This is a genomic window from Limnohabitans sp. (assembly GCF_034680285.1).
Classification (GTDB): domain Bacteria; phylum Pseudomonadota; class Gammaproteobacteria; order Burkholderiales; family Burkholderiaceae_C; genus Limnohabitans_A.
In genome coordinates, this window is sequence record NZ_JAXITC010000002.1 from 266,516 (window position 1) to 291,215 (window position 24,700).

General features: G+C 59.5%; 26 protein-coding genes. 12 read left to right on the forward strand and 14 right to left on the reverse strand.

Annotation, left to right across the window (positions count from 1 at the left end; genetic code table 11):
* Positions 1-99: 99 nt before the first annotated feature.
* The 8 genes from SWE17_RS03035 to SWE17_RS03070 all read right to left on the reverse strand — a co-directional run bounded on the left by SWE17_RS03035 (position 100) and on the right by SWE17_RS03070 (position 7,360).
* Positions 100-1,344 (reverse strand): MFS transporter, encoded by a 1,245-nt coding sequence (locus SWE17_RS03035; RefSeq protein ID WP_322991653.1) that lies wholly within the window; start codon positions 1,342-1,344, stop codon positions 100-102.
* 105 nt (positions 1,345-1,449) lie between these two features.
* Positions 1,450-2,367 carry a ribokinase gene (locus tag SWE17_RS03040; RefSeq protein ID WP_322991654.1) on the reverse strand — a complete coding sequence of 306 codons (918 nt, stop codon included), beginning with the start codon at positions 2,365-2,367 and terminating at the stop codon, positions 1,450-1,452.
* Positions 2,367-3,674 carry a TRAP transporter large permease gene (locus SWE17_RS03045; RefSeq protein WP_322991655.1) on the reverse strand — a complete coding sequence of 436 codons (1,308 nt, stop codon included), beginning with the start codon at positions 3,672-3,674 and terminating at the stop codon, positions 2,367-2,369. Before SWE17_RS03045 ends, SWE17_RS03040 begins: the two co-directional genes overlap by 1 nt.
* Positions 3,671-4,150, reverse strand: a complete 480-nt coding sequence (locus SWE17_RS03050; protein WP_322991656.1) for a TRAP transporter small permease — start codon at positions 4,148-4,150, stop codon at positions 3,671-3,673. The genes SWE17_RS03045 and SWE17_RS03050 overlap by 4 nt, the downstream gene beginning before the upstream one ends.
* A 2-nt stretch (positions 4,151-4,152) precedes the next feature.
* Positions 4,153-5,172 (reverse strand): sialic acid TRAP transporter substrate-binding protein SiaP, encoded by a 1,020-nt coding sequence (locus SWE17_RS03055; protein ID WP_322991657.1) that lies wholly within the window; start codon positions 5,170-5,172, stop codon positions 4,153-4,155.
* A 61-nt stretch (positions 5,173-5,233) separates the two neighbouring features.
* Complete coding sequence (locus tag SWE17_RS03060) at positions 5,234-6,166, reverse strand: dihydrodipicolinate synthase family protein (RefSeq protein ID WP_322991658.1); 933 nt, start codon at positions 6,164-6,166, stop codon at positions 5,234-5,236.
* Positions 6,163-6,915 (reverse strand): GntR family transcriptional regulator, encoded by a 753-nt coding sequence (locus tag SWE17_RS03065; RefSeq protein ID WP_322991659.1) that lies wholly within the window; start codon positions 6,913-6,915, stop codon positions 6,163-6,165. The genes SWE17_RS03060 and SWE17_RS03065 overlap by 4 nt, the downstream gene beginning before the upstream one ends.
* Positions 6,916-6,919: 4 nt before the next feature.
* Complete coding sequence (locus tag SWE17_RS03070) at positions 6,920-7,360, reverse strand: RbsD/FucU family protein (RefSeq protein ID WP_322991660.1); 441 nt, start codon at positions 7,358-7,360, stop codon at positions 6,920-6,922.
* Between the two features lie 134 nt (positions 7,361-7,494).
* Between SWE17_RS03070 and SWE17_RS03075 the strand changes: the two genes are divergently transcribed.
* Both SWE17_RS03075 and SWE17_RS03080 read left to right on the forward strand, forming a co-directional pair.
* Positions 7,495-8,532, forward strand: coding sequence for an aldo/keto reductase (locus SWE17_RS03075; RefSeq protein ID WP_322991661.1), 1,038 nt, complete (start codon positions 7,495-7,497; stop codon positions 8,530-8,532).
* Entirely contained in the window at positions 8,529-9,359 is an 831-nt protein-coding gene (locus SWE17_RS03080) for an amidohydrolase family protein (RefSeq protein WP_322991662.1), read from the forward strand. The genes SWE17_RS03075 and SWE17_RS03080 overlap by 4 nt, the downstream gene beginning before the upstream one ends.
* Positions 9,360-9,402: 43 nt before the next feature.
* Here SWE17_RS03080 and SWE17_RS03085 read toward each other — a convergent pair whose 3' ends face one another.
* Positions 9,403-10,935 carry a YifB family Mg chelatase-like AAA ATPase gene (locus SWE17_RS03085; RefSeq protein WP_322991663.1) on the reverse strand — a complete coding sequence of 511 codons (1,533 nt, stop codon included), beginning with the start codon at positions 10,933-10,935 and terminating at the stop codon, positions 9,403-9,405.
* A 198-nt stretch (positions 10,936-11,133) separates the two neighbouring features.
* Between SWE17_RS03085 and SWE17_RS03090 the strand changes: the two genes are divergently transcribed.
* From SWE17_RS03090 to SWE17_RS03125, 8 genes are all read left to right on the forward strand, one after another.
* Positions 11,134-11,814, forward strand: coding sequence for a TorF family putative porin (locus SWE17_RS03090; RefSeq protein WP_322991664.1), 681 nt, complete (start codon positions 11,134-11,136; stop codon positions 11,812-11,814).
* 33 nt (positions 11,815-11,847) lie between these two features.
* Positions 11,848-12,186, forward strand: coding sequence for a P-II family nitrogen regulator (gene glnK, locus SWE17_RS03095; protein ID WP_062406859.1), 339 nt, complete (start codon positions 11,848-11,850; stop codon positions 12,184-12,186).
* Between the two features lie 23 nt (positions 12,187-12,209).
* On the forward strand, positions 12,210-13,751 hold the full coding sequence (locus SWE17_RS03100) for an ammonium transporter (RefSeq protein WP_322991665.1): 1,542 nt from the start codon (positions 12,210-12,212) through the stop codon (positions 13,749-13,751).
* A 123-nt stretch (positions 13,752-13,874) separates the two neighbouring features.
* Positions 13,875-14,684 (forward strand): SDR family oxidoreductase, encoded by an 810-nt coding sequence (locus SWE17_RS03105; RefSeq protein ID WP_322991666.1) that lies wholly within the window; start codon positions 13,875-13,877, stop codon positions 14,682-14,684.
* A gap of 60 nt (positions 14,685-14,744) precedes the next feature.
* Positions 14,745-15,662 carry an SMP-30/gluconolactonase/LRE family protein gene (locus tag SWE17_RS03110; RefSeq protein WP_322991667.1) on the forward strand — a complete coding sequence of 306 codons (918 nt, stop codon included), beginning with the start codon at positions 14,745-14,747 and terminating at the stop codon, positions 15,660-15,662.
* Positions 15,663-15,739: 77 nt separating this feature from the next.
* Positions 15,740-16,885, forward strand: coding sequence for a glycolate oxidase subunit GlcE (gene glcE, locus SWE17_RS03115; RefSeq protein WP_322991668.1), 1,146 nt, complete (start codon positions 15,740-15,742; stop codon positions 16,883-16,885).
* Positions 16,886-16,896: 11 nt separating this feature from the next.
* A complete protein-coding gene (glcF, locus tag SWE17_RS03120; protein WP_322991669.1) occupies positions 16,897-18,141 on the forward strand; it encodes a glycolate oxidase subunit GlcF in 1,245 nt (414 codons plus the stop codon).
* 128 nt (positions 18,142-18,269) lie between these two features.
* Positions 18,270-18,656, forward strand: a complete 387-nt coding sequence (locus SWE17_RS03125) for a hypothetical protein (protein ID WP_322991670.1) — start codon at positions 18,270-18,272, stop codon at positions 18,654-18,656.
* A 45-nt stretch (positions 18,657-18,701) separates the two neighbouring features.
* Here SWE17_RS03125 and SWE17_RS03130 read toward each other — a convergent pair whose 3' ends face one another.
* The 4 genes from SWE17_RS03130 to SWE17_RS03145 all read right to left on the reverse strand — a co-directional run bounded on the left by SWE17_RS03130 (position 18,702) and on the right by SWE17_RS03145 (position 21,620).
* Positions 18,702-19,184, reverse strand: coding sequence for a glutathione peroxidase (locus SWE17_RS03130; protein ID WP_322991671.1), 483 nt, complete (start codon positions 19,182-19,184; stop codon positions 18,702-18,704).
* A gap of 61 nt (positions 19,185-19,245) precedes the next feature.
* Positions 19,246-20,034 (reverse strand): hypothetical protein, encoded by a 789-nt coding sequence (locus SWE17_RS03135; protein WP_322991672.1) that lies wholly within the window; start codon positions 20,032-20,034, stop codon positions 19,246-19,248.
* 33 nt (positions 20,035-20,067) lie between these two features.
* On the reverse strand, positions 20,068-20,973 hold the full coding sequence (locus SWE17_RS03140) for a DMT family transporter (protein ID WP_322991673.1): 906 nt from the start codon (positions 20,971-20,973) through the stop codon (positions 20,068-20,070).
* Between the two features lie 11 nt (positions 20,974-20,984).
* On the reverse strand, positions 20,985-21,620 hold the full coding sequence (locus SWE17_RS03145; RefSeq protein ID WP_322991674.1) for a DedA family protein: 636 nt from the start codon (positions 21,618-21,620) through the stop codon (positions 20,985-20,987).
* 192 nt (positions 21,621-21,812) lie between these two features.
* Between SWE17_RS03145 and alr the strand changes: the two genes are divergently transcribed.
* Both alr and SWE17_RS03155 read left to right on the forward strand, forming a co-directional pair.
* Entirely contained in the window at positions 21,813-22,907 is a 1,095-nt protein-coding gene (gene alr / locus SWE17_RS03150; RefSeq protein WP_322991675.1) for an alanine racemase, read from the forward strand.
* A gap of 55 nt (positions 22,908-22,962) precedes the next feature.
* The gene (locus SWE17_RS03155; RefSeq protein WP_322991676.1) at positions 22,963-23,886 is read left to right on the forward strand and encodes a DMT family transporter; all 924 of its coding nucleotides are present in this window, start codon (positions 22,963-22,965) and stop codon (positions 23,884-23,886) included.
* 6 nt (positions 23,887-23,892) lie between these two features.
* Here the strand turns inward: SWE17_RS03155 and SWE17_RS03160 are convergent, their stop codons facing one another.
* A complete protein-coding gene (locus tag SWE17_RS03160) occupies positions 23,893-24,651 on the reverse strand; it encodes a sulfite exporter TauE/SafE family protein (RefSeq protein WP_322991677.1) in 759 nt (252 codons plus the stop codon).
* Positions 24,652-24,700: the final 49 nt, after the last annotated feature.

Genomic DNA, 24,700 nt, shown 5'->3' on the forward strand with positions numbered 1-24,700 from the left:
AGAAGATGGCGCGATTGTGGCCAGCCGCTTCAGACATGGGAACGATTTTTTAGTTGGTTATATATGCCAATGTGGATATAAAGGCGCACGGAACTCGGGTCAGCGCACGGGCTTGAGGGCAGAGCGTTGCGCGGCCCAGAGTGCTACGGTGCCCAGCAAGCTGGCAATCAGCAACCACCAAAGTGCCAGGGCGTAACCGTGTTGCGGCGACCACAGCAGGCCCAGCGTCAAGGGTGCTGCGGCCCGCGCCAGCGCAATCGGCAAACCCAGCAGGCCATTGAGTTGCCCCACATGCGCGCGGCTCACATACTGGGCCATGGCCGTGCCTTTGACGATGGTGTTCATGCCATTTCCCAAGCCGTAGAGCAACACAAACACCAATGCAGCCAGTGGTTGCAGGCCACCGATCAACAACACCAGCACACCCGCCGGGATCAGTGTTGGAATCCAGCGGTTGGCAGCGTGTACATCCCAGTAACGCTCAAACATGAACAACACCAAACGCCCCAGCACCTGAATGACCCCAATGGCTGCAGGAACACCGAGCACCCAAGCGGGTGACAGTCCTGACTCTTGCAGCAAGGCAATCATGTGCGCGGGCAGGGCTGACGTCACCGACATGGTGAGCACCATGAACAAGGCCAGCAGCCAAAAGGGCGCATGGCGCAGGTGTTCGCGCACAGGTAAGGCGATATCTGGCTTTTCGGTATGACCGATTTGTTCAGGATGCGTGCGATGGGCTGGGTTGACTTGGGTGCCCGCGGCCTCTTGCAGCAGCCAAGCGTGCAAAGGTGCACAGACCAACAACTGGAGCCCAGCCAGCGCCCACAGCGCCACGCGCCAGCCCCACAGGTCCATCCACCAAGCAAACAGCGGAATGAATACCGTGCTGGCCAGCCCGCCTAAAAACGTGAGCGTGATGATGGCGCGGCGAAAGTCTTGTGGGAAGCGACGCGTGACCACCGCAAATGCAGGGGTGTAAAGCGTCGCCGCTAGGCCCAAACCCAACCAAATCCAAGCGGCATAAAAACCCATGACCGAGTTCACAAAGCTGTGGGCCAGCAAGCCTGCGCCGATCCAAATCGAGCCCAGTGTCATCACCATGCGTTCGCGACCAGCGTCAATCCACCGCCCGACCCAGTAAGCCATCAGTCCTTCAGCCAGCAAGGCCATGCTGAAAGCCAGTGAGGATTGCGCGCGTGTCATGCCCAGCTCGGCTTCGAGCGGGGTCATGAGCAAAGAGAAGGTGTAAAAAACGCTGCCCCAAGTGATGAGCTGGGGCAGGGAAAGCCAGACGCTGAAGTGCCCTAAGGCCAGTGTGTGTGAGCGGCAGAAAAAACGCATGCCCCATTATCGTGAAGTCAAAACCACAGACCTTGCTGGTCTGTGACTTCAGCTTTCGGATGTTCGCCTCAGCTCAAGTTGCACGCAGGGTAAGAAGCCACCGACTTACGTGCCGGTGGTGTAAGGGAAAAATGTTTGAACTTGTTGAAATGTGGGCATCGCGGTCACAGCACCGTGAGCCTGTGTGGACAAAGCCGCTGCAGCGTTAGCCCAATGCAAGACTTCGGGCCAAGGTGCTTTTCTGGCCAAGGCAGCGGCTAAGGTGCCGGTAAAAGTGTCGCCCGCCCCGATGGTGTCTACCACTTGCATGGTGTGGCCAGGTAGCCGCAGGGGTGCGGCGTTTTGTCGGAACAAGGTACAGCCGCGCTCGCCCAGCGTGACCACCACGGCCCCAACGCCACGTTGCAAAAGCAGGTCGGCAGCAGTGTCGATGTCCGCTGCGCCAGTCAGCATCAGCAACTCGCCTTCGTTGGGCGTGAGCACATCGATCAAAGGCCACAGCCCATCGGGTATGGGCATGGCAGGAGCCGGGTTCAAAAGGGTCAGCACGCCGTGGGCGCGGGCGGTTTCAAATGCACTTTGGGTGGCTGCCAAGGGCACTTCACAAGAAGCCATCACCACGCGGGCATTCGCCAGCATGGCGGAGGCCGATTGAACATGTGTGGCGCTCAAGCCTGCACCTGCGCCTGGGTAAACGGCAATCGAGTTGTCGCCATCTTCGTACACCAGGATCAGCGCGGTGCCGTTCGTTTCACCAGCGCCACGTACCACATGCTGGCTGTCAATCTCTTCATGGGTCCACAGGTCCAAGCCCATTTGGCCGAAATCGTCGCCACCAATCCGAGCAATCAGTCCGACCTTCGCACCTTGGCGCGCAGCGGCAATCGCCGCGTTGCTGCCCTTGCCGCCGGGTAGGCGCTCAAAGGCATTCGCCATTCGGGTCTGACCACGTTCAAGCGGTTGGGGAATGTGGGCGATCAGGTCCACATTCCAGCTGGCCACGCAAACGACTTCGACGGACATCAGGTCCCACCCGGTGTGCCGTAGCCCATGGTCTGCGGCAACCACAAGACGATTTGAGGGAAGACGGTGATGGCCACCAAGAGGCCTAGGAGCATTAGCAAAAACAACCATCCTTCGCGCATCATGTCGCCAATTGGAATGCCGGTCAGCGCTTTGGTCACAAACAGCAGCATGCCAAAGGGTGGGTGGATCAGGCCAATCATCATGTTTAGCACCACCAGCACGCCAAAGTGCACCAGGTCCACACCCAACAGTTTGGCTGCAGGCAGCAACATGGGCACGAACACCAGCAGCAGCACCGACACATCGAGGAAACATCCCAGAATCAGGAACAAGGCGTTGACCATGAACAGAAACTGCAGCCGACTCAAGTGCAGGCTGTCCACCCATGCGGCCATGGCTTGGGGTACTCCCTCAGCGGTGAAGGCGTAGTTCAGCATGAAAGAGCCGGCCAAAATGATGGTGATCACAGCACTCGATCGGGTCGATTCGAGCACCACGCCCCAAAATGCGCGCCAGCTCAATGCCCTAAATACAAAGGCAGCCAACAGCAGGGCATGAAGGGCCGCCACAGCCGCAGCTTCAGTCGGTGTGAAGGCGCCCGAATAAATGCCGCCCAATAACACGATGGGCATGGACAAAGGCAGGGCCCCACGGAACAGGATGGTTGGCCACTCCTTCAGCGGAATGGGGTCTTCGCGCGGCATGTTCCGCTTGCGGGCAATGAAGTGCACCACGCTCATCATCAGGATGGTCATGCAAACGCCCGGCACCACACCTCCCAAAAACAGGGCGCCAACGGAAGCGCCGGAGACCAGCGCATAAATCACCATCGGGATGGACGGCGGAATGATGGGCCCCAATGTGGCACTGGCCACCACCACAGCGCCGGCAAAGCCAGGGGTGTACTCGGGTTTTTTGAGCATTTGCTTGATGGTGACCAAGCCGGGACCCGCGGCGTCGGCAATGGCGCTGCCGCTCATGCCCGAGAAGATCACGCTCACCAGAATGTCCACCTGCGCGAGGCCCCCGCGCATGCGGCCCACCAGGATGCGGCAGAAGTCAAAAATGCGTTCACTCACCGTGCCCGCGTTCATGATGTTGGCCGCAAACACAAACAGCGGCACCGCCAGCAGCACATAGCTGTTGTACAGGCCGTTGCTCACTTGCTCGGCCACAAGGCCCAGGTCTTGCCCTTTGACCAGCAGGTAGGCCACACCGGCCATGAGCATGGAAAAACCGATGGGCATGCGCAGCAGCATGCCCGAGACCACCACGCCCACCAGGGCCCACAAAGCCAAACTCATGTTGGAAGTCCCTGGGCTTCAAGGCCCTGTCCTTTGATCGCCTGCCAGATGTTCCAAATGCTGCGCAACACCAGCGCTACGAGCAGCAGAACAAACGGTAAAAAAATCCATTGGAATGAAATGTCCAGCACGGGAGACGACTCCCGCGCCATGAAGTGCACATAGTCCCAGCTGGCCGGAATGGCCACCAAGGCCAGGCCCCCGATCATGAGGTTGCCTACGATGCGCATGACCCGGCGTGTTTTCAGGCTGGCACTGTTCCACAACAGATCAAAAACCACTTGCTCGCGTTCGGGCACCATGAAGGCGGCAGCCCACAAAATGGCCCACAGGTAAAGGATCACGGCCAGCTCGTCTGACCAAGGCAGCGGCTTGTTGAAGCCGAAGCGGGCCGTGATCTGTACCAAAAAGGTCAAGAAGAGGCAGAGAAAAACAAGGCCGCCGAACGTGTCGGCGGCTTTTTTGAACCATCGCATGTTCAGCGGGTGTTGTTGATGCGCTCAAGCATGCCGGCGGGCCACACTTTGGCGTATTCCGATTTGGCATAGGTGTCCTGCACCGACTTGCGGAAAGCTTCCAAATCGGGCGTGGTCACTTGCAAGCCTTGTTGCTTGAAGAAGTCCACGATCTGGGCTTCTTCCTTGATGCGGTTTTCATTGTTGAACTGGGCTGCAGCTTGTGCAGCGGCTTTGACGTTTTGCTTTTGCGCGGGCGTCAAAGCGTTCCAGGTCTTGTTGGAGATCGCAATGAAGATGCTGTCCACCAAATGGTTGGTCAGCACCAATTGTTTGGTCACTTCATAAAATTTGGCCGCACGTACTGTGGGCAGGGGGTTGTCCTGCCCGTCGATGGTGCCGGTTTTCAAGCCCAGGTAGACCTCACCAAAGGCCAGTGGTGTGGCCGTGGCGCCCAGTGCTTCGCCCAAAAACAGCCATTCTTTGGTGCCGGGCATGCGCAGCTTGATGCCTTTGAGGTCGGCAGGTGTCTTGACGTTGCGCGCTTCGCGCAGGTTCACTTGGCGGGTGCCCAAGTAGGCGGTCGACAAAATGGTCACGTCCATTTTTTCGGAGACGGTTTTGAACAGACCTTCACCGATGGGGCCATTGAACACCTTTTGTTGGTGTGCGGGGTCGCGTACCACATAGCCTGCAGTGAAGATCGAGAACTCGGGCACCAGCTTGGCCATGTCAAACGCCGAAATGGCCGAAAGCTCCAGGTTGCCACGTGCCATGGCAGCAGGCTCGGTGCCTTGCTTGAACAAAGAGGCATTCAGGTTGATCTGGGTGTCGAACTGGTTGGGCGAGGATTTGTCCAGCGAGTCCTTGAACACGGTCCACATCTTGGCGTGCCAGTCGTCGGGCACGGCAGGCGTGGAAATGCGCATTGGAATTTTGGCTTGCGCCAAGGCTTGTGTGCTCACGCCGAGCATGCTGCCAAGGGCCAGCGCCGAAACGCTGGCAGCCAACAGGCCGCGACGCAAAGTGGATGTGTTTTTCATGCTTGTCTCCTGGAGTGGTGGTGGGTAAACGAAAGGTATGAATCGAAAGGTGCGAATCGACTTATTCGCGCGTGGCGTCAATGTTGAACTGCTTTACTTGATGGGCAAATGCGGTGTGTGCCTCAGGCGTCATGGCCACCAAAGGTGGGCGCACCCGCAGCCAGCTGTTGTCGTTGTGCAAGGTGGCCATCACGCTTTTGAGGGCGGGCATCAGCGAATGGGGTTTGAGCAAATCCAAAATGGTTTGTACCCGTTGTGCATCGTGCGCCGTGCTGGAGGCTGTGGGTTCAAGCACCATGCGATGCACGATGCGTGGCAAAAAGTTGGCCAGTCCGCTGATCGCGCCAGTGCTGCCCATCGGCCCCATGGTGGGCAGGTCGGGTTCAAAGCCGACATAGACCGTGAGCGGCGGCATGAAGGCTTGAGCCAGGGTTACTGAATGCGCCCTGTCACAGCTGCTGTCCTTGATGCCCGCAATGATGCCGGGGTAGCGTTTGATCAATTCGGCAATCACGCCGTGAGTCAGGTAGACCCCGATGACCTGGGGGATGTGGTACAGGTATAGGCGCCAGTCTTTTCTGTTCACGCCCTCGATGATTTGGACGTAGCCGTTCAGGATGCCTTCATCGCTGACGCCCTTGAAAAAGAAGGGTGGCAGAACCAAACAGCCATGCACCCCCAAGTCCACCGCATGACGTGTGAGTTCCAGCGTTTCGGTGACGGCGGTGCAGCTGGTCGAGACCATGATTCGCTCGGCGGGCACGCCATTGGCGATCAATTGTTCAACGGCTTGCTTGCGCTCTTGTAATGAGAACGAAGGCCCTTCGCCCGTGGTGCCAAAAATCGTCACGCCCCCGCACCCTGAATCAATCAAGGACAAAGCGTGTGCGGCCAATTTGGGGTGGTCGATGTTCAGTTGTGCATCGAGCGGCGTGAGCATGGCAGGCCAGATGCCCTGAAATCCATTGCGGCTGTTGGTGAGTGAGGGTGTCAAGAGAACTCCGTGAGGATGGGGGTAGAAGTGTCGACTGATGAAGGTGCAAGCTTGTCAAGCCGGGCAGGTGTTGAGAGGACGCGGCGGTCTTGTCCCAAAACCCTTTGGTGGGCACTGTGGATGTGAAAGGCCACGTGCTCTGCCACGGCCAATGGGTCGCGCAATTTGAGGGCCGCAATCAGGTTCAGGTGTTCCTGCATGGCGGGCAGCAAAACTTCAGCCGACAAAGTCGAGCGTTCCAGATGGATCAAACGCACACGCAGACTGTTGATGCGGTAAGTTTGGGAAATCAGGTCATTGCCCAGCGTATCGATCATGAGGTCGTGCAGGCCCCAATCCACTGAGGTGGCTTCAGTCAGCAGTTCATCGGTAATGGGGCCCTGCCCGGCGCGCTGCACGATGTTCAGGTGCGCTTGCTCAATATGGGCCAGTTCCTCATCACCGACTGTCTGCACAAAATGCAGAGCGGCTTCTCGTTCCAGCATGCTGCGCAATTGGAATGCGTTGTGGATCAGCTTGAGGTCAACATGCGCAATTTGCAGGCCCCGTTGTGGCACGGTGCGCAGCAGGCCCTCAGCTTCCAAGCGGGGGATCAACTCGCGCACGGCGCCCAGCGGCATGTCGAGCAACTGCATCAACTCGCGTTGTGATACAAATTGGCCGGGTTGCACATGGGCCTGCAGGATCTGTTGGCGAAAATTTTCATAAGCGCGGGCGCGCAAGGTTTGGGGATTGGACGTTGTGGCCATGGTGTCAATCGGTCGAGATGACACCCTTGCGCAGCAGGATGTTGGCGTATTTGCGCAGATCGCCCGTTTGAACCACCAGCCTGGCCGAGCGGGCTTGCTCGTAAAAAGCGAAGCGCTCCAAGCTGCCCGGCTGGTTTTCGCCCGCATCGTTCAGCGCTTGCTTGAATTCAGCCACTGGGGCTGGCACCGACTGCGCATCCCCGACCACTTGCATGGTCCAGCTGCAGGGGTTGTCAAAGCTGTCCAGTGGCAACACGCTGAGCACGGCCTGTAGCACTTGTGTGGTGGTCAAACCTGGCAGCTGCACCAGAATGGCGTGTGCTTGTTCGGCAATGCGATCGGCAGGAAAGTTGGCATCCACCAGCGCCACATCGTCGCCATGACCGAGCTTGGCCAAGCCAAACAACAGTTGTGGTGTCAAAAGTGGGGAAATGTTTTTAAGCATGACTGACTAACATGTTAGCGATGATCGGGTACCGATCTCTCAGTGAATACCCGTGTTTGGGTGTTTTACCCACAGCACTGGTCAGCGGCTGTTTTGCCCTCTACGATGGCCACCATGTCTTCTCTCATCAGTCTATGAAATCGCCTGCTTTTTTGCCGTGTAATGACGGCGCTCGACTGGGATTGGGCGGTGCACCGCTGGGCAATCTTTTTGAAGCCATGAGCGACGGGCAGGCCCGCGCCGTGGTCGATGCCGCATGGGCGGACGGCTGCCGCAGTTTTGACACGGCCCCGCATTACGGCCACGGCCTGTCTGAGCGGCGAATGGGCGATGCCTTACGCGGCCACCCGCGCGGCAACTTGAGTCTGTCCAGTAAAGTGGGTCGATTGCTTACACCACAGGCCCAAGTGCCGCATGAACAGCACAGCTATGTGCACACACTGCCCTTTGTGCAGCACTGGGATTTGTCGGCCAACGGTGTGCGCCGCAGTGTGGAAGACAGCCTTCAGCGTTTGGGCCTGGCCCAGCTCGATGCGGTCTACATCCACGACGTCGACGCTGGCACGCATGGTCCAAACGCTGCTGCCGTGTTGCGCCAGGTGCTGGAAGAGGCCCTGCCCGAGCTGGCCAAGCTCAAACAAGCCGGCCTGATCAGCCACATCGGTCTGGGTGTGAACGACCATGACATCGTCGAACAGGTGCTGCGCCACGCCGATCTGGATGTGCTCATGCTGGCGGGACGCTACACCTTGCTTGACCAGGCGGCCCTGCCCACGCTCATGCCGCAATTGGTCAGACGGCAGGTGGCCTTGGCGCTCGGTGGGGTGTTCAACTCGGGCATCCTGGCCAATCGCGTGGCGACGGATCGGCCCATGACCTTCAACTACGCGCCTGCCGCTCAAGTCTGGGTAGACAAAGCATTGCGCATGCAAAGGGTGTGCGACCAGCATGGCGTCAGTTTGCCAGCTGCTGCGGTGCAGTTCGCTTTGGCCCACCCAGCCACGCAAATCGTCATGCTGGGGGTGCGCAATGCTGACCAATGGCAAGCGGCTCGGCAAGCCGAGCGTGAAGTGGTGCCGGCAGATTTTTGGCTGCAACTGCGTCATGAAGGCCTGATTCCTGCCGAGGCTCCGACACCAGAAAAAGCAGCATGGTCAGGAGAGCGGCCATGATCGATGCACACTTTCATTGCTGGCAACTGGCGCGAGCCGATTACGGCTGGCTCACGTCCGATCTGGCGCCTATCTACCGCGATGTGGCCGTAGCCGACTGGCAGCAACAAGCCTTGGCTTGGGGTGTGAATGGCGGTGTGTTGGTGCAGGCTGCACCTACGGCGCAAGAAACAACTTTTTTGTTGCAGCAAGCGCATGACAACCCTTGTGTGTTGGGGGTGGTGGGCTGGATTGACATGTTGGCTCCGGACGCTGTCGATCAGGTGGCGCAATGCGCCGCTCAGCCCATGCTCAAAGGTCTTCGTCCCATGCTGCAAGACCTGAGCGATCCAGACTGGATCTTGCAGCCCGCCATCCAGCCTGTGCTGTCGGCCATGGCGCAAAGTGGGTTGGTGTTCGACGCCTTGATCAAACCAGTTCACATCCCAAGAATTTTGAAGCTCACCCAAGCCCATCCAGATCTGACAGTGGTGGTGGACCATGGCGCCAAGCCAGTGATCGATGCACTGGCCATGGACGCTTGGGCGCAGTCCATTACACAACTGGCGCGCGAGACCCATCCGGATCGGGTGGTTTGCAAAATGTCGGGTTTGTGGACCGAGGCTCCGAAGGGCCAGCCGGTAGAAGCGGTGAGACCATGGTGTGAAGCCCTGCTGGCCATTTGGGGGCCGCAGCGGTTGCTGTGGGGCAGTGATTGGCCAGTGTTGGAGCTATCAGGTACTTATGGTGCTTGGCGAAAATTGACATTGGAGGTGCTTTCCAAATTGTCAGCGCATGAAAAAAATGCAGTGTTGGGCGACAACGCGAGGCGTACTTATCGACTTTGAATAGTCGCTTAGCCAAGGTTGCTGAACCTCCAGCGCTTGTTCTTCAACTTTCCTTGAGCACCCGCCGGTACTGAATGGCTTCGGCCACATGTGCCACTTCAATGGTGCTGCTCCCCGCCAAGTCTGCGATGGTGCGGGCGACTTTGAGGCTGCGGTGGATGCTGCGGCCGCTCCAGCCGAGTTTGGCTGCGGCTTTTTGCAACAAGGCGGTGGCCTTGTCTTCTAAAAGGGCCTGTGCATCGATGGCCTGCCCTTGCAAATCGGCGTTGGCACAACCTTGGCGAGCCAAAGCGCGTTCGCGAGCAGCCAAGCTTCGGGCGGCAATGGCTTCTGTGCTTTCTCCAGCTGGCGCATTCAGCAGGTCGTTGGCGGGTAGGCTGGGTACTTCGATGTGTAAATCGATCCGGTCCAGCAAAGGTCCGCTCAGTTTGCCTTGGTAGCGGCTGACTTGGTCGGGCGAGCAACGGCAGGTACGGGTGCTGCTGCCTAAATAACCGCATGGGCAGGGGTTCATGGCGGCAATCAATTGAAAGCGCGCTGGAAATTCGGCCCGACGCGCTGCTCGAGCGATGGTGATGGTGCCTGTTTCAAGTGGTTCACGCAGAGCCTCCAGCGCTGCGCGTGGGAATTCGGGCAGCTCGTCCAAAAACAGAACACCGTGATGCGCGAGAGAGATTTCGCCGGGCCTTGGCGGCGAGCCGCCACCCACCAGTGCCACCGCACTGGCCGAATGGTGCGGCTGGCCCGTGGGCCGCTGCGCCCAGCGCGCCAGCTCAAAGCGCCCGGCCAGACTGGCAATGGCAGCCGACTCCAGAGCCTCTTCGACCGACATGGGCGGCAGCAGGCCCGCGAAGCGTTGCGCCAACATGGACTTGCCCGAGCCCGGTGGGCCGACCATGAGCAGCGAGTGGCCTCCTGCGGCGGCGATTTCCAGCACGCGCTTCACACCCGCTTGGCCTTTCACATCTGCCAAGTCAGCGTAACGCGGCGGGGCGCTGGTGGTGGTGGGGGCCATGCGCGCCCAACCCGCGCTGGGCTCGGGTGGGGGTTCGTTGGAGGGCGGTAAAAACTGCTGCACCACGTCGAGCAGGTGTTGGGCCCGGAAGACTTCCGCATCAGGCACCAGCGCCGCCTCTTCGGCACTCCCCGGCGGCAGCACCAGTCGTGTTCGCACTTGTTGTTGGCGCAGCACCAGGCTCATGGCCAATGCGCCGCGCACAGGGCGCAACTCGCCCGAGAGGGATAACTCGCCCGCAAATTCGTGGCCAGCCAATTTGCTGGCATCAATTTGTCCGCTGGCCGCCAAAATGCCCAGGGCAATCGGCAAGTCCAGCCGGCCCGAGTCTTTGGGCAGGTCGGCGGGGGCCAGGTTGACGGTGATGCGCTTGTTGTGCGGAAACTCAAGCCCACTGTTTTGGAGTGCTGAGCGCACCCGTTCGCGTGCTTCTTTGACCTCAACATCCGCCAAGCCCACTAAGGTGAAGCTGGGCAAGCCATTGGCCAAATGCACCTCCACAGTGACCGCGGGCGCTTGCAGGCCGATCAATGCACGGCTATGCACCAAACTGAGACTCATTTTCCCTCCGTGCCCCATGCTGGTGCATGGCATGAATTCGGGCGCCCGTGACTGGCGCGCAGGGCATCTTCCAAAATGATTCAACCACAAAAAGACTACTTAAGTAATGGTTAATTCCCTTGCATAGGGATTGCACTAGGTTGGCACGCTCCCTGCTAGACCAAAAGGTCATTGTTCACTTTTTTATTGGAGTCCTTTATGAAATTCGCATCTAAAAAAACCTTGTTGGTCTCTTTGTTGGCTGTTGTGCCATTTGTCGCCAGTGCCCAACTCTCGACCAACATTTCCCTGACTTCCAACTACAAGTTCCGTGGCCAAGACCAAGATCTCGGTTCCACCAAAGATTTCAAGCCAGCTTTGCAGGGTGGTTTTGACTACGCTTTCAGCAACGGTTTTTATGTCGGCAACTGGAACTCCAGCGTTAACTGGTTGACAGGCAACTCTTTGGAAGTGGATGTCTATGGTGGTTACAAGGGCGAGATGAGCCCAGGCTTGGGTTACGACGTGGGTGTGTTGACCTACGCTTACCCAGGTGCTTCGTCAGCTAACACCACCGAGGTTTACGGTGGCTTGAGCTACGGCCCCTTCTCAGCCAAGTATTCGCAGACCGTGTCGAACCAGTATTTCGGTGGCTCTAAAGCTTCTTACCTGACAGTTGGCTATGCGCAAGAAATCAGCAAGGGATTGACCTTCAAAGCCGCCGCTGGTATGACCAACTTCAAAACGGGCAATGATTTCTCTGACTACAGCGTGGGCCTGTCCTATGACTTGGGCGAAGGTTACAGCTTGGGTGGAGCCTACGTCGGCGCAACCAAGAAAGCCGCATACGGCTCTGTCAATGATGGCCGCGTTGTGCTGTCCTTGACCAAAGCCATGTAATTCTGACCCTAGCTTTCAAATCAAGGAGCCATCATGAAACTGGTGACCGCCATCATCAAACCCTTCAAGCTGGACGAAGTGCGTGAAGCGCTTTCGGGCATCGGCGTGCAGGGCATCACCGTGACCGAAGTCAAAGGCTTTGGTCGTCAAAAGGGCCACACCGAGCTGTACCGTGGCGCGGAATATGTGGTCGACTTTTTGCCCAAAGTGAAGATCGAAGCCGCTGTCTCTGACGAACTCGTCGAGCGCGTGATCGAAGCCATCGAAGCCGGTGCCCGCACCGGCAAGATCGGCGACGGCAAGATCTTTGTGTACGACCTCGAACAAGTGGTTCGCATCCGCACCGGTGAAACCGGCGCAGAAGCCCTTTGACAGACAAGAAAGAGAGTCGACAAATGAAAAAACTACTCGCTACCCTGGCCTTGGGCCTGAGTCTGGGTCTGGGTCTGGGTGTGTTCGGCACGGTATCCGTTGCCACCGCACAGACCGCGCCCGTTGCTGTGACGGCCCCTGCTGCTGACGCCAAGCCAGCCGATGCAGCCCCGGCACCTGCCGCGCCAGCGGCCGCAGCACCCGCTGCAGCCGAAGCCGCGCCTGTGCTCGTGCCCAACAAGGCAGACACCGGCTGGATGATGCTGTCCACGATCCTGGTGATCTTGATGGTCATTCCTGGCTTGGCGCTGTTCTACGGCGGTTTGGTGCGCAGCAAAAACATGCTGTCCGTGCTGATGCAGGTCGTCGTCACCTTCTCAATGATCACGGTGTTGTGGTTCGTTTACGGCTACAGCTTGGCGTTCACTGAAGGCAATGCGTTCATTGGTGGGTTTGACCGCCTGTTCATGAAGGGCATTTGGGACAACGTCGCGGGCACATTTGCCAACGCCGCCACTTTCAGCAAAGGTGTTGTGATTCCTGAAATCTCGTTCGCTGCCTTCCAGGCCACGTTCGCAGGCATCACTTGTGCACTGATCGTCGGCGCCTTCGCTGAGCGCATCAAGTTCTCTGCTGTGCTCGCCTTCATGGTGCTGTGGTTCACCTTCAGCTACCTGCCTGTGGCGCACATGGTCTGGTTCTGGATGGGGCCTGACGCTTACACCGCCAAAGAAGTGGCTGACGAGATGACCAGCAAAGCCGGTCTGCTGTGGCAGTGGGGTGCTCTGGACTTCGCTGGCGGTACGGTGGTGCACATCAACGCCGCTGTCGCAGGCTTGGTCGGTGCCTTCATGGTGGGCAAGCGTGTAGGTTATGGTCGTGAATCGATGGCGCCTCACAGCCTGACATTGACCATGGTCGGCGCCTCCTTGTTGTGGGTGGGTTGGTTCGGTTTCAACGCCGGCTCCGCTTTGGAAGCCAACGGTTTCGCAGCACTGGCCTTCATCAACACCTTGATCGCGACAGCTGGTGCTGTGTTGGCCTGGTGTGTGGGTGAAGCGCTGATGCGCGGCAAAGCGTCCATGTTGGGTGCTGCTTCGGGTGCTGTGGCCGGTTTGGTCGCCATCACACCAGCAGCGGGCAACGTGGGTCTGGGCGGTGCTTTGATCATCGGCTTGATTGCTGGCTTCGCTTGCCTGTGGGGTGTGAATGGTCTGAAGAAGATGCTGGGTGCAGACGATTCCTTGGATGTGTTCGGTGTGCACGGTGTCGGCGGTATCGTCGGTGCTTTGCTGACCGGCGTGTTCAACTCGCCCGCCTTGGGTGGTCCGAGCGCCATGGGTGACTGGGTCACGATGACCATGATCACGCCTGATGCTTATTCCATCGCTTCGCAAGTGTGGATCCAAGCCAAAGCTGTGCTGCTGACCATTGTCTGGTCGGGTGTGGTTTCGGTGGTCGCCTTCAAGATCGTTGACCTGACCATTGGTTTGCGTGTCACCGAAGAAGAAGAGCGCGAAGGTCTGGACATCTCTTCGCACGGCGAGTCGGCCTACCACGGCTAAAAGCCAGTCACTGCAAGTTTCATTGCATGGGTGGTTTGCCACCACCCATTTTTCCAAGCCCGTTGCACCCTGTGCACGGGCTTTTTTGCTATGGTGTCGGCTTTGGCGCAAAGAGGCAGACACATGACATTGGCAGATCGGAAAGTGGCAGTCGTGACGGGCGGCGCCCGTGGCATTGGTCTGGCCATTGGCCAGTGGTTTCTGGCCAACGGACACCAGGTCGTGCTGCTCGACGTGGACAACGCCACGCTGGACGCCACGCAAAAGCAGCTGAGCAGGACAGGCGATGTACTGTGCCTGCTGACCGACGTGTCGCAGCCAGACCAAGTGCAGGCCGCTGCCGACCAAGTGATGGCGCGCTTTGGCCGTGTGGACGCGCTGGTCAACAACGCAGGCGTGGCGGTGTTCAAGCCCGCGCTGGAAACCACCTTTGAAGAATGGCGCCATGTGCTCTCGACCAACCTCGATGGCGCTTTTCTGTGCACGCAGGCATTTGGCGCCATCATGGCGCGCCAACGCAGCGGCGCCGTGGTCAACATCGCGTCCATCTCGGGCCTGCGCGCCAGCACCTTGCGCTTGGCCTACGGCACCAGCAAGGCCGCGCTGATCCACCTGACCAAGCAGTACGCTGCCGAATTGGGCAACTACGGTGTGCGCGTTAACGCGATCTGCCCTGGCCCCGTCGAGACCGAAATGGCCAAGCTGGTGCACAGCGCGGCCATCCGCGCCGACTATTACGACACCATCCCGCTGGGCCGCTACGGCAGTACCGAAGAGATGGCCAACACCGTCGGCTTTTTGTGCAGCCCCCAGGCCAGCTACATCAACGGGCAGTCCATCGCGGTCGATGGCGGCTTTGACGCCTCGGGCGTGGGTCTGCCCACCCTGCGCCGCACCACGCCGGAGCTGCAAACCGTGGGCCAAGTCGATTGATCGGGGTACTTAACTGCGTGAGTGCCAACGCAGGCTGCCGCTGACGGCACAATCAACCGCATGAACCCTTGGACCCGCATCACCCCCGAACCCGACGCTTTGGGCGAATCGCCTTTTTGGCAACCGCAGGAGCAGCGCCTGTACTGGGTAGACATTCCCGGTAAACGCATTGCCCGCGTTCAGCTGGACGGCTTGCAGACCCGTGGCCCGGTCGAACACTGGCCTTTGACGCAAGAGCCGGGTTGCATCGCGCCCGTGCAAGGTGGCGGTTTGGTCATGGCCCTGCGTGATGGCATTTACCTCGCACGTGAATGGGGCGGCCCCTTGCAGCGGCTAGCCGCTGCACCTTACGACACCGCCAAGCAACGCTTCAACGACGGCAAGTGCGATGCCCATGGCCGTTTTTGGGCGGGCAGCTTGTACGAACCCAAAGACCAGGCGATGGGCGTGCTGTACATGCTCGACGGCCAAGGTTTGCACGCCATTCAAAGTGGCGTGGTCACCGCCAACGGCCTGGCTTGGTCACCCGACGGCCGCACCGCCTACTGGGCCGACACCGCAGCGCACCAGGTTCGCGCTTTTGACTTGGATGCCGCTAGCGGCCAACTCAGCAACGCCCGCACGTTCTACCAAGCAACGCCCAAACCTGCAGGCTGGGCCTGGGGCAGCGCTGCTCCCTATGGCGGTCGGCCCGATGGCGCGGCTGTCGATGCTGAAGGCTGCTACTGGTCCGCCCAATACGAAGGCGGGCGCTTGCTGCGCATCTCGCCAAAAGGAGAGGTGCTGGCCGAGGTGCCCACCCCGGCGATGTGCCCCACCATGCCCTGCTTTGGCGGTACGGATTTGAAAACCTTGTTTGTCACCACCGCTCGCCACGGCCGCAGTGATGCGGAGTTGGCGCAATACCCGGGCTCGGGCTGTGTGTGGGCTTTGCGGGTGGAGGTGGCGGGCTTGCCGGTGAATGCTTATCGGGCCTGAGCCGCTCAATTTCCGGCAAGACTTCCGTTCAAAAAATTCACGCGCTTGCACAGGGCTGGGCGTTACCATCTTGGCCCATGGAAGCTCAACTCAACTCACTCATGGACGCCGTGCGCCAAGCCGCTGCGGATGGCCGCACTTTGCGCTTGCGCGGTGGCGGCAGCAAAGATTTTTGGGGCCAAAGCCTCACGGGCGAGGTGCTGGACACCCGGGGTTACCGTGGCATTGTGAGTTACGAGCCCAGCGAGTTGGTGGTGACGGTGCGTTGCGGCACGCCCCTGGCCGAGCTGGAAGCCACCTTGGCCGAAAAAGGCCAGTGCTTGGCGTTTGAGCCGCCACATTTCGGACCCGATGCCACCGTGGGCGGCATGGTCGCTGCGGGCCTGAGCGGCCCGGCCCGCGCCACCGCTGGCGCTGTCCGAGACTACGTGCTCGGTGCCCGTTTCATCAACGGCCTAGGCGAGCACCTGACCTTTGGCGGCCAAGTCATGAAAAACGTGGCCGGTTACGACGTGAGCCGCTTGATGGCGGGCAGCTGGGGCACGCTGAGCTTGATCACCGAGGTCAGCCTCAAGGTCTTGCCGGTGGCCCCGGCCGAAGCCACGCTGATGATCGCTGGTTTGGCCCAAAGTCCGGCGCTGGATTTGCTGCACCGCTGGGGCGGTCAACCCCTGCCCTTGAATGCCAGCGCTTGGGTGCGCGACCCCACGGCTCAGCCCGAGGCTGATTACTTGTTTGTTCGCTTGCGTGGTGCGGTGGCGGCGGTGCAGTCGGCCATGGTCCGGATGAGTGCCGATGCCGTGGCGCTGGGTGCGCAGGTTCAGGCCATGGACAACGCTGAAGCCACGCAAGACTGGCGCGCCAGCGGCGAGCAAATGCTGCCGTTTTTTGATGCCCCCAGTGCGGATGCCTGTCTTTGGCGTTTGTCCGTGCCGCAAACCGCGCCCTTGCTGGATTTGCCCTACGCCCAATACATCGAATGGCAAGGGGCGCAGCGCTGGTTGTGGGCACCCGCTTCTGCGACCTTGGCCTTGCGTGAGCTGGCGCAATCGTTCGGTGGTCATGCCACCTTGTTCCGCGCCAGCGCCAAGCATGCCGAGGTGGACAAAGCCGCAGGCGTGAACACCCCGCTGGACGCTGTGCAGCAACGCATCCAGCAACAATTGCAAAAGCAGTTCGACCCGAAGGGCGTCTTCGCCACCGGTCGCATGCACCCCATCTGAGGCGAATTTTCATGCAAACCAATCTCGCCCCTGAATACCAAAACACCCCCGATGGCTTGGAAGCCGAAGCCATTCTGCGCAAGTGCGTGCACTGCGGTTTTTGCACCGCAACCTGCCCCACTTACCAACTGCTGGGCGACGAGCTGGATGGCCCGCGTGGTCGCATCTACCTGATGAAGCAGGTGCTGGAGGGCGAAACGCCCACCCGCAAAACCCAGATGCACCTGGACCGGTGCCTGACCTGCCGCAACTGCGAAAGCACTTGCCCGAGCGGCGTGCAATACGGCCACCTGGTCGACATCGGCCGCAAGTTGGTGGACGCCAAAGTCGAGCGCCCCGCCAGCGAAAAGCTGGTGCGTTGGGCGCTGAAAGAAGGCCTGCCTTCACCCTTGTTTGCCCCCGCCATGAAGATGGGCCAGATGGTGCGCGGCCTGCTGCCCGAAAGCCTGAAGGCCAAAGTGCCCGCGCCGCAAAATGCCGGTGCCTGGCCCACCGCACAGCACGCCCGCAAGGTGCTGATGCTGGCCGGTTGTGTGCAGCCGAGCATGAGCCCCAACATCAACACCGCTACCGCCCGCGTGCTCGACGCCGCAGGCATCCAAGCGGTGACTGTGCCCAAAGCCGGTTGCTGCGGCGCGCTCAAGTTCCACCTGAACGACCACGACGGCGGCAAAGACCACATGCGTGCCAACATCGACGCTTGGTGGCCGCTGGTCGAATCGGGCGAGGTCGAAGCGATCGTGATGAACGCCTCGGGCTGCGGTGTGATGGTCAAAGACTACGGCCATGTGCTCAAAGACGATTCGCAGTACGCTGACAAAGCCGCCCGCATCGGTGCCTTGACCCGCGACCTGAGCGAGTTGCTGCCTGAGTTGGTGCCACTGCTCAAGAACAAACTGAAACCCGAAGCCCTGCAAGCCGCAGGCCTGCAGGCCTACCACCCGCCTTGCACGCTCCAACACGGCCAGCAACTCAAAGGCGGCGTGGAAAAGCATTTGGGCGATCTGGGCTTCAAGATCAAGGTCACGGCCAATGAGTCGCACCTGTGCTGCGGCTCGGCCGGCACTTACAGCGTGCTCAACCCCGACTTGTCTAAGCAATTGCGCGACCGCAAGCTGGGCCACCTGAACGCGTTGCAGCCGCAAGGCGTGATCAGCGCCAACATCGGCTGCATCACCCACCTGCAAAGCGGCAGTGGCCTGCCGGTGCGGCATTGGGTTGAGTTGCTGGACGAGGCGCTTGGCAGCGCTCACTGATCGGTTCATCAAAGTCCTTTTGGCCACACGGCAAGCCGAGCACCGGGCGGCGCCATCACGACCACCCGGGTAGTATTCAAGGCTGGATGTGGGACTGCGCTTTTTAAGCGCAAACAAAGGAAAAGACGATGGCGATACCTTGGTTGACGGCGCTCAAAGTGATTCCTTGGGGCGATGTGATCGAGCACGCGCCTTCGGTACTCAAAGCTGCGCGCAAGCTGATGGACCGCCAAACCCCTCAGTCGCCAGATCAAGCAGGTACCCCTGCCACACAAACGCCCGTGAGTGCTGTGCCCAGCTTGGGCGAACTCAAGAACGCCTTGATTGCCGCACAAGGCCAGATCGACCGCCAAGCCCAAACCCAGCGGGAACTCACCGAAACCCTGGCCGAATTGGCGGAACAAAACACGCGTTTGGTCAGCGCAGTTGAAGTGCTGCGCCTGCGCACGCGCTTGTTGCTGTGGGGCGGCGCAGCCTTGGTGCTTTGGTTGGCTGTGCTGACTTGGCGCACCTGACCGGCATCAGGCCTCGGGTGTGGGTGGCCACTTGGGGCCCGTTGATCAAGCCGCCAGCGCCGCTTCAATGTCTTTGGAGATCTTTTCTGGCGAGTCCTGCGGCGCGTAGCGCTTGATCACACGCCCATCGCGCCCCACCAAAAATTTGGTGAAGTTCCATTTGATGCCCTTGCTGCCCAAAATGCCCGGGGCCTCTGCGGTGAGCCACTGGTAAAGAGGGTGGGCACCGTCGCCGTTGACCTTGATCTTGCTCATCATTTGAAAGCTCACGCCATAGTTCTTCTGGCAGAAGTTGGCAATTTGCGCATCGTCGCCCGGGTCTTGGCTGGCGAACTGGTTGCAGGGAAACCCCAGCACCGCCAGGCCCTGAGCTGCGTATTTCTGGTGCAACTTTTCCAGCCCGGTGAACTGGGGCGTGAAGCCGCAGGCGCTGGCGGTGTTCACGATCAGCATCACCTGACCTTGGTAGCGCGACAGGGGCAGGGTTTGGTTGTCGATGCTTTGGGCTTCAAAGTCATAAAGGCTCATGGGGTGCTTTCAAGTGAGAGATGGGTGGGAGATGTCGATGCTGGGCACCTTCAATCAACATTCAATTTGGATTGCCAAAAACGAAACGATCGATGGCCGTATAGGCTTCTTCAGAGGCACCAAAGAACATGTGGAAACCCGAACTGCAAGGGTTTTGAGGCTGCGCTTCACCGCCTTTGATCAAAACATACGCCGTTCTCAACGGATTCGTTTTTTGCTGTTGGTCGAAAACCGCTTTTGCCCGAGCTGGCAATGTCTTTGAACATTGCTCTTTTTCGTGAGCGAGAAATAAGATGGGTAATTTGGTTTTGTCATTAAAGTCTGAGCCACTACGAGCAGCGCTGTAAATAGCACCTGAAACCAAATCTTCTTTTTGTGACTTCTGCAGTGCCTTGAAAAACTCGGTGATGCTCACTGCACCATTGCTGTGGCCCATGATCCAAACAGGCAAGCCATATGCATCTTTGAAATGACGCACCACACTTTCTATCCGCAGTAAGTGCTCATTGCTTTGTCGCGACGTGGGGTAATCTGTTCCAGGCAGATTCACAGGAGAGTCAAAAATCACGACGTTGAAGCCCCCGCTGGTTAACTTTTCGTCACTCAACGGTTTGAGCGTGCTGCCATAAAAGCCGCCTAAGTTCTTGCGGTCAGGCGTGATGCCCAACCGACCCTCGCCACCCGGGATAAAAATCAAGGTGGCCTTGGGTTGTTGAGCCGGCCAGAGAAAACTCAGTGTAGGCGCATCACTGAACATGAACCCTTTTTCTTTGAATTCAACGCTCACCACTTGCCCTAATGCCAAAGTCTGTGCCAACAGGCCTATCCATAAAACAATCCATTTAGACATGGTTATCCTTTGAGGTGATGGATGGAATACTGGCTAAATGATTGACTTTTTCTGATGACCCGGACCGACGATGGACAGCAACGCTGCCAGCAAAATCAAGGCCCCGCCGACCAGCGTTCGGGTTTCCCATTGTGAGGCACCCAACAGCACCGACGAGACGCTGGCAAACAGCAATTCGGACAGCATGACCAGTGCCGTGGTGTGGGCGGCCAAGCGTGCGGCGCCGTATTGCAGCGCCAAATTGCCCAACAAAAACGATATGCCCAGCAGGGCCACCAGCGGTAACCAAGTCCAGGTTGGGGCCGCGCCGATGGCCACGACGCCCGTGGTCAAACCCACAACGGCCGCCAACGTGGCCATGACCGCGCCGCCACCAAACATGGCCAGGGTGCGCGACGAGCTGGGGGTGTCCTTGAGCTTGAGCAGCAAGGCGTTGGTGATGGCAAACGTCAGGCCGCCCATCAGCGCCAGGCCATCTGCCAGGCTTTCGGGCACAGGCCAGGGTATCTCAGGGGTTTTGAGCACAATGAACAAACCGGCCAGCGCCAGCAACAAACGCAGCAAGGCCATAGGGGTGGGTTTTTCACCCAGCAGCCACCAAGCCACCAGCACGGACCACGCGGGCATCAAATAAAACAGCAGCACCACGCGCACCACGTCGCCTACGGTGACAGCCCAATTGAAGCCCACATTGGTCAGGCCCGAGGCCAGGAGCAAGAGCCACAAACCGGGTTGGCCGCGCCAACTTTGCAGCTGCCCGCTGCGCCACAGCCACAGGGCAATAGACAAGAAAACAAAGGCATAGACCAGCGCCGTGGCCCAGAGTGGGTGCAGGCCTTGTGCTTCAAGTTGCTTGAAAGGCCACCAGCAAACGCCCCACACAAAAGCGTTGAAAAGGAGTCCTGCGACAGACAGGCTTTTCGGAGAGATCGCGCCCATGCGAGGGCAGCTTAAGGCGTGTCGCCAGAGGCTTTGGCTGCCAGCGTGGCTTGGCGCTTGCGCCACCAGCGCCAGGCTAGCCAGGCAACGCCGATGCCGAGCAAGGCAAAAATGCCATGCTGGAACTGGCGCAGCACGCCAAACATCCAGTCCCAGTTTTGGGCGCCAAAGTAACCCAAGTACACCCAGATCGGCACGCTGATCAGGGCGGCAAAGCCGTCCATGAAAAACCAGGTGGCAAAGCTCACGCGCTGGCTCATGCCTGCCGAAAAGAAGACCGGGGTGCGCAGACCGGGCAAAAACCGGGCCACGAACATGACCCATTTGCCATATTTCTGGAAGGCGTCTTGGGCGCTGGCGAAGCGCTCGGGTGTCAAGATTTTGCGAAAACCGGGCAATTGGGAAATGCGTTGGCCATACAAACGCCCCAGTGTGAACATCAGGCCATCACCGACCATGACGCCCGCCATGCCCACGGCAAACATGGTGTTCACATCGGCATGACCCAAGCCTGCGATGACGCCGCCCGTGACCAAGGTCACGTCTTCAGGAACAGGAACACCAAAGCCGCATATCAACAGCATCACAAACACAGCCAAATAGCCGTATTCGGTGAAGATGGGCATCAAAAACTGAAAAACTTCCATGGATTACAAGGTTCAGCCAGCGCCTGAACAGCTCAGACGGAATGCGCGGGGTTAACAGGCAGCGGATCAGTGTAAATCATTTGCAAACCCCTTCCAGAGTCGGGAATGGCGGTGTTGAAAGGGCCAATTGCCCGCACTTGAAGGCCCTCTGAAGCTGGCATACTTGATTGACACATTTCGCCCTCAGCCCCCATGCCCCGCCCCATCCACGCCACGATCCATTCCGCTGCCCTGCGCCGCAACCTGAGCCAGGCTCGGCAAGCCGCGCCCGATGCCCAGGCCTGGGCCGTGGTCAAGGCCAATGCGTATGGTCATGGCATCGAGCGGGTGTTTGAAGGCCTGCGCGGGGCTGACGGCTTTGCCCTCTTGGACCTGAGTGAGGCCGAGCGGGTGCGTGCCCTGGGCTGGCGCGGCCCGATCTTGCTGCTCGAAGGCGCTTTTGAAGCCCGCGACCTGGAGCTGTGCTCGCGCCTGCATCTGTGGCACACGGTCCATTGCGACGAGCAAATTGACATGCTGGCGCTGCACAAGACGCACGAGCCGCACCGGGTCTTCCTCAAGATGAACTCGGGCATGAATCGACTCGGTTTTGCGCCGCAGCGCTTTCGCTCGGCTTGGACGCGGCTGAACGCCTTGCCGCAGGTCGACGAAATTTCGCTCATGACCCACTTCAGCGACTCCGATGGCCCCAAAGGCATCGCCGAGCAGATGGCCCGCTTCGAAGAAGCCACCCGCGACTTGCCCGGCGAACGAACGGTGAGCAACAGTGCTGCGAGCTTGCGTCACGGCCAGGATGCTGCTGTCAAGGCCGACTGGATTCGCCCTGGCATTGCCGTGTATGGCAGTTCGCCCGACTTTCCCGAACACAGCGCCGCGCACTGGGGCCTGCAGCCCGCCATGAGCTTGAATGCACAGATCATTGCGGTGCAGCATTTGCAGGCTGGCGACAGTGTGGGCTATGGCTCCAGCTTTGTGGCCGAGCAAGCCATGCGCATTGGCGTGGTGGCCTGCGGCTATGCCGACGGTTACCCGCGCATTTGCCCAACGGGCACCCCCGTGCTGGTGAATGGCGAGCGCGGGCGCACCGTGGGCCGAGTGAGCATGGATATGCTGACGGTGGACCTGAGTCCGTTTCCGGAGGCGGGTGTGGGCAGCACGGTCACGCTCTGGGGGCAGTCGGCCCAGGGCGCGGTGCTCGGCATTGACGAGGTGGCGCAAGCGGCGGGCACCGTGGGCTATGAACTCATGTGTGCGCTGGCCCCGCGTGTGCCGGTGGTGCAAGACTGACTGTTTGCTGCGCCGGAGACATGGCCGAGTGCCATGTGCACCCACAATCAAGCCCATGCCCCACAGCGTCCCCCTTCACCGCCACGACCAGCGTGCCTTGCTCATAGCTTTGGTGTTGGTGGTCATCTGGGGCGGCAACTTCACACTGCAAAAGTACCTGTTTGACCTGATCACCCCCGGCGGGTTTTTGTGGGCGAGGTATTTGCTGATGCCCACCTGTGCGCTCTTGTTAATGCGCTGGCGATTTGGCCTTTGGCTACCGCCTTTGCCCCGTCAAGACTGGATGCGCATGGCTTGGCTGGGTTTCATCGGACATTCATTGCATGTGGGCTTGGTCACGTATGGCATCCATTGGTCCACCGCTTTTTCCAGTTCGGTCATCTTGGCTTGCGGGCCTATCTTCACTTTGCTGATTTTGCACAAACAGGGCTTGGAGCGGCTCAGTTGGCCTCAAATCATGGGGGTGTCCTTGGCCTTCTGCGGGGTGTTGATGTTTTTGTCTGACAAGTTGCTCGGTGGCAATTGGCGTGCGGGCGGTGGTGATTTGGTGCTCTTGGTGGCGGCTGGTTTCTTTTCTTATTACACCGTGGCGGTCAAACCCGTGATGCAAAAGCATGGCCCGGTGCTGACCATGGGTTACGCCACCTTGCTCGGCGGTTTGCCGGTGATGCTGCTGTCGGTGCCCGCTGGCATGGCGGCCAACTGGGCTGCACTGGATTTTTGGGCCTGGGTGGGCTTGTTCTGGTCGATCTTGGTTTCGGCCTTCATCGGTTGGCTGGCTTGGGGCTGGATCAACAACGTCCGCGGCGTGGCCCGCACCGCCCCTTTGATGTATTTGATGCCGCCCATGGCGGGTTTGTTTGCTTGGGCGCTTTCGGGTGAGCACTACACCTGGATCAAGATCGCGGGTGCTGGCGTCACTTTGTTGGGTGTGGCGCTGGCGCAGTACGCGGGGCAAATCAAGTGGCGCTTGCGCTGATTTGCCTCAACGCAGCCAGGTGTCGTAGGCTGTTTTGCAGATCAGAGCCAGCACCACCAAGATGAACACGTACCGCACAAAGCCTGAACCGTGCTTCAGGGCCAGTCGGGTGCCGATCAAGCTGCCCACCACGTTGGACACCGCCATGGCCAAAGCCAAATGCCACCAGACATGGCCTTGAATGGCAAACAGCACCAGCGCCGAAAAGTTGGTGGCCACATTGACCAGTTTGGCCGAGGCCGAAGCGTTCAAGAAGTCATAGCCCATCAGCCGCACATAAGCAAACACCAAAAAACTGCCCGTGCCTGGCCCGAAGAAGCCGTCGTAAAACCCGATCACCAAGCCAATGCCAGCGGCCATCCAGGCCTCTTGGGCACCTGCAAAACGGGGTGCATGGCTGCGGCCCAGGTCTTTTTTGGCCACGGTATAGACCAGCAGCACCGCCAGCAGCAAAGGCAATGCTTTGCGAAACAAGGTGGGGTCGACTTGCGTGACCACCCAAGCGCCTGCGAGAGAGCCTACCAAACCCGCACCCGCTGCAGGGAGCAGAGAACGCCAAGGCATTACCACTTTGCTGCTGTATTGAACCGTGGCAAAAGCGGTGCCCCAGATGGATGCGCTTTTGTTGGTGCCAAACAAAGTGGCGGGTGCTGCGCCGGGAAAGGTGGCGAACAGGGCGGGCAGCAAGATCAGGCCACCGCCGCCGACGATGGCGTCGATCAGCCCAGCCAGCAGCGAGGCCAGCGAAACAATCAGTAATTCCATGCGCTCGATTGTGGCACCCCGTGGGTGCAGCACCTGTCTCGGGGATGCT